Source organism: Candidatus Omnitrophota bacterium, assembly GCA_040755155.1.
Classification (GTDB): domain Bacteria; phylum Hinthialibacterota; class Hinthialibacteria; order Hinthialibacterales; family Hinthialibacteraceae; genus JBFMBP01.
In genome coordinates this window covers 1-11,449 of the sequence record JBFMBP010000044.1, presented here as the reverse complement: position 1 = coordinate 11,449, position 11,449 = coordinate 1, and the positions used below count along the sequence as shown (strand labels likewise).

The following is an 11,449-nucleotide window of genomic DNA, read 5'->3' as shown; positions in this document are numbered from 1 at the left end:
GCCCTTTGGGAGAGGGTTAGGGTGAGGGAACAATAAGTCTAATAATATCAACCCTCACCTAACCTCTCCCAATCTTGGGAGAGGAATTTGAAAAGCGACAATCTCAATGCAGATTGGTATAATGCTTATCAAGTTTCACTTCGCCTCTACCCATTTTGAGAGTGGAATTTGATGGGTCAAACAGCGCGCCCCATCCTGTAATCCAACAAACAGATGGAGAACGGCATCATTGTTTTCCATCCGTTTTTTTAATTTACTGCAACGGCTGTTGCAGATAAGTGGAAACGCGCTCCATAAGATTCATTGAAGTCATCGCTCCTTCAGGTTCCGTCGCGGAAAAAAGAACCAGGCCTAGCATGTTTTCGAAACCGGGAAGTTTCGAATAAGCCGGATGCTGCCGGTCCGCCGCCGCGATGCGCACTTCCCTCGTCAAGTAGGAGCCTAACTCTTCGGAAGTAATAACGCCGTCGGCGATCAAGTCGGCTTGGCCCGATTTCAATCCCTGAATCAACATCCCTGTAAAAAAACTATGACCGCCGGGACCGCCGTCGAGAACGGCTTCGTCTTCGGAACCGGCGGTAACGACTTCGATGGCGTTATGGGCCGAAAGGCGAAGGTATTTCGCTATATGGGCGTTTTCGTCGCCGAAGCCCAATCCGGCGGAATCGTCCATATCGCCGAAAACGGCGCTGCGCCTCGCCGTCAGCAGTCCGGAATAACAAGCGTCGAGAATCAGCAAAATATGCTTCGCTTGGAATTGTTTCATTTCACGGGTGAGCCGATCCATGCTTAGCCAAGCGTTTACGGCTTCCGTTCTGGTTTTGCCGGATGGAGCGGCGCCGTCGAAGGGGATGAGAAAGCCCTGCTTCTCTCCCCCCGAAGAAGTAGCCGTATATCCATGACCGGCGAAAAAGACGATGACGCGGCTATTGGCGTCTACTTTCGCCAATCGCCGCAAAGCGTCGAAAATGCCTTCTAGGCTGGCGTTCTCATCATAGAGTTCCGCGACATGATCCGCCTTAAATTGAAATCGCTGCGTCAACAAATCCTTCATCCCTTTGGCGTCGCGAACGGCGTTGTCCAATTTTCTCCATGATGGGTATCGATCGATCCCAACGACCAAGGCGTAGTTATCGCCATAAAACATCGAATCGTAGAGAGGTTGCTGAACAGTCATGTCGAAATCGATTTCCGTCGCGTTGTCGAAATAATCAATCGCTTGGATGGCGATGCGGTTATCGCCCGGCAGGAGAGCGAAGCGATGCTCGAAAAATTTGGCGTTTTTTATGCCGAACATGCCCGCCTCTTCCAAGTGAAGAGGCGAGGCTTCGACAAGGTATTCCACTGGGCCGCCGTTGAACAATACGTTTTTAATCTCCGTATCGTCCTGAGCCAGCCCGCGCACGAATCCCCGGTTGGCGCTGGTCATTTTCACTTCGATCGGTCCGCCGCCGCCGCGCGTGGCGATCAACTGTTCCTCGGTTACGGACGGTTTGATAAAACGAATTTCGGGCTGCCGATTTTCCGGAGAGGGCTGCAAGATTTTTATGGGATAATCTCGGAATCCCTGCGAGCGATCCTCGCCATCGAATACCTCGATATGGATGTTTTGAACCTCTTTCAATAAGACCTTAGTTTCGAAGGGATAGATCGGGGGGCCGCCAAAACCATAATCGACGGCGCCCTGTAACGCCGCCGCAAAACCGTTGATTTCCAATTTTGCGAGTTTGACGTTTCCTTGTACGGCGATACCGCCCGCGAGATCGAGCATCATTCCCGAAAGTTCAAAAGGGGCGTCCGCCGACGCCGCCTCCAATCCTTCCGGTTTGGCGATCTTAATCTTCAAACCGAGCTCCGCCGCCAACAACTTGACGGGAATATCGCGAACGCCGACAGATTTCCCATTCTCATTAAAAACCTCAAGATGGATTGGGCTGCCTGGCTTAAGCGAAATCGACGCTTCGAAAGGATAAATCGGCGGACCGCCAAAACCGTAATCGACGGGATTCTTCAATTCGATTACGATTCCATTGGCGGTGAGTTTGGCCAGTTTGGCGCCTATCGCGGCGACGCCGCCTGCGATTTTCAAAGAGGTTTGGTTGATTTCGAAAGGAGCCGATTCGGTGGAGGCGTCCAAACCATCGGGACTGCGCAGTTTGATATTCGCTTTCGCATCGGTTTGAGCGATAAGAAGCGGCTCCACGTCGGGAGCGAACGGCGCCGCCCATGGTTCGCTTATACGCAAGTACGCCGAGGCATCATCGATCTCCACCGCTTCCCCGCGCGATGGCCCCGCCTTCATTAAGGCGCTTTGCGCCAACAACGGCGCGCCATCGGGAATCATAACCGAGACGGCCCCCTTGCGGTCGCCGATCCATATCCGGCCATGCGGGTCCGCCGCGACGGCGATGGCGTAATTACTGACGAGACCGCCATCGGTATTTTGTTGAGTAATGCGCGCCCATCGATAACCGTCAAAAAACGATACCCCTTTATCCAAACCGCCCCAGGCGCACCAGATGCGGGCATTGTTATCCGCCGCCATATCAGAAATCAAGCGTTTGCGCAGATCGCCCCGGTTGAGCGCATACTCCCAGCGTTCGCCGTCGTAAATCGCCAGGCCGCCCTTGGTGGCGCAATAAATCTTATTGTCCTTGCCCTGGACGATGCTGTAGACGTAATCCACGCGCTTACGCTGCCAAGACCACCAATTCCCATCATAGAAGGCGTTGACGCCGCGCCAAAATCCGCACCAGACGCGGCCTTGCGCATCGATGGATATCTCAACGGCGTCATTGCGGTATAAGCCGTCCTTCGTAGTATAAATCGTCCAGCGGCCTTCGTCGCAAACCGCCACTCCTTCCTTTGTACCCGCCCACAACCTTCCTTGGGGATCGGCGCAGAGAGAATAGATTTCATTGGAAGGCAGACCTTCCTTTTCCGTAAAGGAAACGAATCCGAGAGGATCCATCATCGTCAGTCCGGCGCCGGTCAATCCATCCGCCCCTTTTTCCCAACAGGCGAACCAGACGCGGCCGCGCGGGTCGACGGCGATGTCGCGCACGATGCTCCCCGCCAATTGCAGCGATTCGCCGCGTTGGTTGAGAGACTTTTCGAGACGGAGAAACAGCCCCGTTTCCGCGTCGAAACGCAGCGCCCCCGCCTCGCCTCCGATCCAGACGGCTTGGCCGTAAGAGACCATGCTCTTGATGGCGCCGCCATATTCGAAATGCTGCCATTGGACGGCGATGGCGGACGGCGCCATCGCCAAAGCCATCGATAGGAGAAGAAAAATGATCCCACAATCTATGACCGTTCGTTTCTTTCGATAAATCTCTATATACATAACGACCTCTTCTTAAACGTCTTTCTAAAACGATCGGCGTCTTCCCATTTCGTTTTTTCGTTAAAACCGATACTCGCCGCCGAAGGCGGGAATGAAGTCCGTCCGCAATCCATCCTCGTCCAAGGGAATGCGCACTCCTCCTTGCAAGTAAAACTGCTCCATGACTTTTAGGCGCGTAGATACGCCCAAATCGTTGGTTACGGCGAAATCCGAATTGGAGTGCATCCATTCTACGCTGAAAGTCCAGCGGTCTTCGACCAAAGCGATCGGCAAACCACAGCGAACCTCGAAAGCGTTGAAATCGCCGTCCTCGACGCCCGTACGGAAGGTTTGCGTTCCACCCGACGGATTCAACACGCTCATTTCCGTCTGGGCGGCGACGCCCGCGAAGTTATAGGCGATTTCGATTACTGGATAGAAGGGGCCGAAACGTTTGCCGACGGCGGTGCGCAGGCGATAACCGAAATCGCCCGTACCTAAGAGTAGATCCTCGTCGCCGTTGTTGAGTTTGATATCGACGCCCACCGTCCAGCAGAAGAGATCGTCCAAATCCTCTACTTCATACAATTCATATTTCGCCCGCAGGATGATATCTGCTGCATCAGTATAAGAGCGTTGAAAATCGGTAATGGAGGGAAAACCTTCGAGACCGGCGAACTCGCCGAATCCATCGCCTTCCAAATAGACCATAGGAACGATGACGCCCATATCCAGTTTCTCCGTCAGGCCATAAACGAAGGAAAAACTGGTCAATACTCCCCATAATCCATAATTCCCTTCCCAAGCTTTCTTTCCTGTGGAAGCGTTGTAAAAATCGAAAATTTCATCCAATCCTTGATCTTGGAACGTTTGAAAATCGAGATACGCCGTATTGACGCCGAAGGAGCCGTTGCCCGCCCCGTTGGTCCACGGCGGCTCGATGAAGTACGTTCCGAGGTTGTTGGAAGCGTAAAACATGCGATCCTTGCCGAAGAAATACTGCGTCCCCGCCGCCGAAATGGAGAGGTTGGCGATCTCGTTGGCGGCGGCGGCTTGCAGCGATGAAGCCACGGAGCCAAGCCGCTGAACGACGACCGGCTGCAATAGGGCCTGGCCCGAAAGGACGGAAGGATGATAAAAACCCAAAACCGAATCGAAATTCGTAAAAGGCAATTGAATGCCTTGAGCGGCGGCGGATAAAGGCAGCATGGAAAAAATAGCAGCTAGCGACGGTAAAACCAACCGCGTCAGTACGCGAGCAGGATTCATACTTATCCCCTTCATCGATCGAATGCCGGCGGTTATAACTTCCACCATTTCCCTACGACGGTCAGCGTTTCCGCTGCGATGGAAGTCATCATCGGATCGGATAGATTGCCGCTGGGATCGGTTGCGATTACCGCAAGCGAAACCAGCGTTTGATTCTCCGCCAAAGGCGGCAAATCGGATGCCATGATCGCGCCTTTATAGAAACCCGTACTATCATCCCGCGTTAAAGCGATCGTTTTGACGGAGCCGGAAGCGGCGTCGCCGAGAACGGCGCTGACGGATTGAATCGAACGGTTGTCGACCGCTTCTACCGATAGCAGCAAACTTTTAGAGGGAATTTCCCCCTCTTCTTCGATATCCAGCGTCAGGATATCCGGCGGAAGCCGGTCGCTCGGCTCGTCCAGGGGCTGATCGGCGGCGTAGCCGATGGGCCATTGCGCCAAGGTTTCGTTATTGGCGTGAAGCGCTGGAACTTGCAGGGCGAGAGGTCCTTGCAATTCCTCAATCTCTTTGGCGGCGATGGTATAGCTCTCCTCAATGCTGCGGCCAAGGTTGATGGAATCGTAGAAATAGGAGGAAAAACTGACTCGCGATTCGTCCGCCAGCTCCGCAAAGATGGCGATGCTGAAATTCCCGGAACCGGTGGAGGCGATCAGAACGCCGTCAGGCTGGTTCAATTTGGAAAGAAAAGCGTCCGCCAATTTTCCATCGACGGCGATGACGTTGGATTTTCCGCTTCGTTCTTGCGCCAATAGAGAATCCAATTCTCCAGGCGATAGGATTTCATTCTCGTTGAGTATTAAATTCCCTGACGAATCGGCGTCAGCGAGAAAATGCAGAAACAAAGGCTCCGAGGAGGCGAAGGCGCGAATAGTCTCCTTGAGAGAAGCCAGGGTTAGCGATTCATGCTCGGCGGCGATATCGTCCGCGCTCATGATTTTCAGCGACTCGTCGCCATATTGCCGCGTTTTCATTACGCCGCCGATGCGGTCGACGAGTTCCTCGGTCGCCTTTTGGCTGCGGACGTCGGAAGGGGGTCCAGCGATGATCAAAAAAGAGCCTATGCCGAAATCGGGGACATCGGCGAGAGGCCGGACGATATGCGCCGCGGTATTCTCTTCATACCAGGATACGGGGACGACGAAGGCGGGACTTTGACCGGCGCACACCACGTCGTTGCCGCTGTTGTAGGCTTCGATGCGCCAATTCCCCGCTTCCTCCGGCCCGAGGACGGGAATGGAGGCGGTGAATCTTCCATTCTCCAATAAAACGCCCGATAAAACCACTAACGTCCCATTTGACTTTTTCACGGCGAGATCGATCGATGTCATCGCCTGCGAAGTGGGAATCTCGCCGCTGATCGTTACGATGGATTTTCCCAAAACGCTGGCGCTTTGATCCGCGGTGAGCGATATCGGACCGGAACCGTCGTTGAGACGGCGGGCTAACGATTCCCTTTGCGTATCCAATTCACCAACATCGTCCAGACGGGGAATGATTTCAATAAAAATTTGAACGCTCTTTTTCACGCCTGCGTTGAAGACATTAATTTGTAATGGGATACTCGCATAATCGTCCTCTTCGGCGCTTTCCAGGATGCCGCATAAGCAATGAATCAAAAACGGAGCGCTATAGTCTCTCGTTTTGTTGCCCGTCCATTTTACGTAGGCAATGCGAGAAAGATCTCCTTCGACTTGATAAGAAAGATTGTCTTTGAATCCTAATATGGGACGGAATTGGAAGGGAAAATCGGCCACTTCCCCGCCAAAGTATCGTTGGCGCGTCGTTTTCGGTAGGAATAGAAATCCTGACGCCGTAGATTTTTTCGGAATCGCAACCTGCGATATGGCCGCCGCTCCCAGCCGTCTCTCTGCGCCTACGGCGCGCACACGGTAACGATATTTCAAGCCGTTGAAGACGTCGATATCCGTATAGGCCGTCGTTTCGGCGCCAAGAGGCGCCGCCGTAACGGGGACGAAGCGGCCCAGATCCGCTTGCGAACGTTCGATCAAATAGCCTAGCGCGCCTTCCACTTTCGTCCAACTCAAGTTGATGAGTGTATCGTCCGTTTCCACCCGCAGCAACGGCGGGGCGGAAGGCTTCTCGATGATTCTTTCCGGTCTCTGGTAAAACGTAAGCGCTCCGCCCATCGCCGCCGCCGCGAAAGCGCGCGAGCCGTCTTCATCCACGGCGATTCCGACTGGCGACCGGCCGACGTCTGCCGCATGGATGAAACGGAAATCGTCGAGATCGTAAACTTGCATTTGACCGGACGTAAAACCGGTTACATAGAGACGCCGCGATTGGGAATCCACCGCCACAGCGCTGATGGCGTCATCGATCGCCGCTGTTAGGTAATCGATTCGCTTCAAACCCGCGTCGAACGTCCAGACTTCGCGTTTCCCTAAAAGTCCCACGAAAACGCGATCGGTTAAGGGATCGACGGCAATGGCGGAAGGCTTGATCTCCTGAGCTAGAGAAATCGATTTCAATTTCGCTCCCGTAGCCGTATGGAAGGCGATAATTTCCGAGGAGCCAAGAGCGGCGGCGTAGAAAACGCCCAATTTCTCGTTGACGGCCACGCCGTACGGCTGTTGACCCGCATCGACGGATTGAACGGACTTATCCTTGGGATTAAGAATAACGATTTTGTTCGCGCTGGGGCATGACGCTATTACGCGAATTCGCGTCGCGTCTATAACGATTTGGGAAGGGGAAGCGCCGACCTTATACCGTCGAATCGGCCGCATAACGCCATTCGTTCGAATCTCCATAATGGCGTTGTCGTCCTGCAAGGCGATATAGCCTACGTTATGCAATGAATCGAAGGCGATTCCAGCGGGATTGTTCCCTATGGGAAGGGATTCCAGCAATCGCCCCGATTCGGCGTCGACGGCGGAAAGCAGCGAAGTTTCTCCATTAGAGACGTAAACGCGTCCCCGCTCCGCATCGTAAGCGGCGTTTAGAGGCGTGTTTCCAAGCGTAATGGAACTTTTAACGAAAAGCGTCTCACCGTTGAAAACCAACAAGCGATGACTAGTGGAATCCGCCGCAAAAAGAGATGAATTCTTCCCATGGCGCACCATGAGAAGCGAATCGAAGGAATCCCCCAATTTTGCCGAGGCAATCAATGCGCCCGTACTCCCATCGAGAACGATTAAACTTGGATCGCTTTTATCGGATTTTTCCAGACCAGCGTAAAGACGATGCGTTGGCTCGTCAAAATATAAAGAACGGACGATATTTTCTAGAGGACGAAACGCCGCCGCGCCGGACTCCACGGATAACGAATAGATTCCCTTGCGTCCCGCTTCCTGTCCGCCGAAGAATACTACTCCATTGGCGTCATCCACAGACAGCGAATTGCCGAATATCGTCCCTTCGACGGCCATATCCCGGCGGCTGCGGTTCTGAACCGAAACCAAAGAAACCAGGCGGGAGGCGGGATCGAGAACAACCAGCGTTTTCCGCGTTTCCATAAATGCGATCGCAGCAATGGACTGAAAACCGGTCAGGCGATATTCCTGCGCATAGCCGCGCAAATTCACGGCGGAGATTTGACGAATATCATCATGCGCCGCAAAAAGCCAGCCCAGCGATGACGACAGCGCGACCGCGGCGGCGTCTGCCGTTCCCTCAAAACGTATTTCCTGGACGACTCGATTCGACAAGGGATTGACGACCGAAACGATCGGCGCGCCGCGATGGCCGACATATATCTTCTTCGTGAAGGAATCGAACAATATCGTTCCCGGCTCCGCCGATAGGGGAAGACTAGCCGCCGCTTGCCGGGCGACGACGGAGAGAGTATGGCTGCGGCGATTGGCGGCGTAGATGCGGTTGGAAACCGGAGCGAAAGCCAAGCCGATCGGTTCTACGCCGTTGCCGCTTTGCGGTCCCAGGTTGACGGATTGCAACACGAGCAGTTCGAATGTCGCCGTTACCGGTTTAATAAGCGGTCCCGCAATGCGTCCCGCAATCCAAATGGATTTCGGCGGCGCGATGGAAGGCGATATGACGGCGGCGACGGCGTTGGCGGATTGCAGCGTCTGGCCAGGTTCGAGGCGATCCCATTTCAGCGTCGTATCCGCCAGCGAGATATTTTTATCCAACGAAAACAACGTTCCCGTCACTCCCTCGATGGGCGCGGTTGCAAGATTGGTGATCCGCAGAGCGATTAATACCGTTTCGCCGGGATTGACGGCGCCGTCGCCCGATTGCAATAGACCCGGAACGACATCCTTCGCGATGCGATGCCCAGCGAAGAGAATATTACCGCGTCCAGCGGGAATTTGCGAATAGGCGGCAGGACGATTCATCGCAAAAACCAGCCCCAGTAAAAGAAACATGTTCAATCCCTGCGATATCGTTTTATTCAGGATATCTTGCGTCTCATTAACCGATTTTACGAATACTGTTTTCGAATTTCGTCGATCGTTCATAATATTTGCAAACTCTTTCCGTTGGTTGAGGCCGGAATAAGGCTTTTCAGAAATCAAACTGGTTCGATAGTAAAAAATAGTATAAGCGAAACTTATTCGATTGACTATGCAAAATCCAGCCAGGCTCATGTCATTTATTTCTGGATTCAAGTCTACGGGCGACAATAACTAGTCAATCCGCTCTTAAGTTTTTATGACAATACTAAAAATCGTTTTATTCTTGACATCCTCCCCAAGACATAATTGGATATGATGACGCCATGAAGAAACCTTTATATTGACGAACAAGATCGGTACAGCGGCGTCTCGATTCCATTAGCTTTTAAGCCTGGGCGATATTCGAACGGGCGGGAATAGTATGACTCTATCGAGAAAAACCAGACAACATGCGATTGGATTGATTCTTGGAATCGCCGCGGCGTTCGGGGAGGTTAACTTCCTCTTCGATCCACGGCCGAACGCCCACGAGCCGCTTTTCGCTTTAGACGCTTGGCTTTACGACCGTCTTTTGATCCACCGTACCGCCTACACCCCCGATCCGAATAAGAACCTTCCCGAAATATTCATCGTCGCTTTCGATGAGGATAGTTTTTCCTCGATGGCCATGCTGGACGATCCCCGCCTTTCTCAATGGCCTTGGTCTCCTGCTCTTTTCGCGCAAGCGATCGATCGATTGAAACAGTTGGGCGCCGCCGTCATCGGGATCGATAAACTGTTCGTGGAAACGCATTTGCTGAACGATCCCGCCCATCAGGACGGCTTGGAAAAGGAATTGGCGGAAGCCAGCCGCCGTCATGGCAAGGTCGTGCTGGCGAGCAAAATGGAAACCAACCGCGTCGAAGGCGCCGCGGTTCAAACCATGAAGAATCCGCGCGAGGTTTTGCTTGACGCCGCCTATCGCGGCGTCGTCTCGCTGCCCATCGATCCCGATGAGACGATCCGCCGCGCCTTTACCGGCGCAAAGCATCAGGATTCGTTTTATCCCGCGTTCGCCGTTCAGATCGCGCGTCTCTTTTTGAATCTTGAAGAAAATAAAATCAATCTGAAAGAATCGAACGAGTCAACGATTGGAGATTTGAAGATTCCCCTGCATCATGAGACCTTTCCCATCGCTTACGACGGCCAGCGCGTGGAGCGATTTCCCTTTTATCTCTTTCTCGATCCATTTTACGATCTGTTGTCGGATCAATTTTTCGGCGCGCAGAACGAGCATTCTTTCGATACCGACCGCTTGAAAAACAGCATTGTTCTCATGGGCGCAACGACGGGAGAATTGCACGACGAATTCCAGTCGCCCATCGATTCGAAGCCGATTCCCGGCGTGGAAGTCCACGCCAATATCGTCAAGACGATCCTCTCGCGTTCGATTCTCCGCCGCGCCGGCGACCGGCTGCAAATTTGGGGAACCTTCTGCTTGGCCGCCGCGATAAGCGCCCTATGCGCTTTCGCGTCGATCCGGGCGGGGATTTTGGGCAGCTTGGCCGTTATTTCGTTTTGGATAGCTGGGGGAGCGGCGGCATTGCTGTACGGAGGTCTTATACTACGCTTGATTACTCCCTCCGTCTGCCTGGCGCTGGCGGCGGCGTCTACGATTTCCTACCGCTACATTTTCGAAGAACGAGAGAAGCGTTTCTTGAAAAAGTTGTTTTCCAAGGCCACGGATGCGGCTCTTGTCGAGCAAATGCTCGAAAATCCCGACTTGGTCAAGTTGGGAGGGGACCGCCGCCGCATCACCGTTCTTTTTTCCGACATCCGTTCGTTTACGCCGCTTTCGGAATCGATGGACCCGCAAGCCTTGATCGATTTTCTCAACCGATATTTTACCGCCATGACGGAAGTGATCTTTCGCAATCACGGCATGATCGACAAATTCATCGGCGACGCCGTCATGGCTATTTTCGGCGCTCCGATTCCCAACGAAGATCACGCCTACTTTGCCTGTAAGGCCGCCGTGGAAATGTTGGAAGCCCAACGGGAAATATCCCGCGCCTGGGAAGAACAAGGCCATGAGCCGTTCCATATAGGAATCGGCATTCACTCCGGTTTCGCCGTCTTGGGAAACCTGGGTTCGGAAAAACGCAGCGATTACACTTGCATCGGAGATGCGGTGAACCTGGCTTCCCGCATTGAAGGCATCAATAAGCGCTTTCAAACCGAAGCGCTCATCAGCGATGATACTTACAAGGAATGTATGAACGATTTGGAAGTGCGAAATTTGGGAGAAAACGAAATCCGGGGACGCAAAGGAAAAGTCATTCTTCACGAATTAATGAATGTCCGCCCTCGCGGCGAAGCAACGCATTCCCAACGGCGGTCTGTGATATAATCATTCTATTGAGGCTCTTGCAAAATTAATAAAATCCGCTTTTAAATTCTCCCCCCAAGCTTGGGGGGAGTTAGAGGGGGGTTGATT

At 53.3% G+C, this 11,449-nt stretch carries 4 protein-coding genes; 1 reads left to right on the top strand and 3 read right to left on the bottom strand.

What is annotated here, in order from left to right; all coding sequences use genetic code 11:
- Positions 1 to 253: 253 nt before the first annotated feature.
- The 3 genes from AB1656_05645 to AB1656_05635 are packed head-to-tail and all read right to left on the bottom strand — an operon-like array spanning position 254 to position 9,036.
- A complete protein-coding gene (locus AB1656_05645) occupies positions 254 to 3,346 on the bottom strand; it encodes a caspase family protein (protein ID MEW6234850.1) in 3,093 nt (1,030 codons plus the stop codon).
- Between the two features lie 60 nt (positions 3,347 to 3,406).
- Positions 3,407 to 4,594, bottom strand: a complete 1,188-nt coding sequence (locus tag AB1656_05640; protein ID MEW6234849.1) for a hypothetical protein — start codon at positions 4,592 to 4,594, stop codon at positions 3,407 to 3,409.
- 32 nt (positions 4,595 to 4,626) lie between these two features.
- On the bottom strand, positions 4,627 to 9,036 hold the full coding sequence (locus AB1656_05635) for a hypothetical protein (protein ID MEW6234848.1): 4,410 nt from the start codon (positions 9,034 to 9,036) through the stop codon (positions 4,627 to 4,629).
- A gap of 358 nt (positions 9,037 to 9,394) precedes the next feature.
- Between AB1656_05635 and AB1656_05630 the strand changes: the two genes are divergently transcribed.
- Positions 9,395 to 11,362, top strand: coding sequence for an adenylate/guanylate cyclase domain-containing protein (locus tag AB1656_05630; GenBank protein ID MEW6234847.1), 1,968 nt, complete (start codon positions 9,395 to 9,397; stop codon positions 11,360 to 11,362).
- Positions 11,363 to 11,449 lie beyond the last annotated feature (87 nt).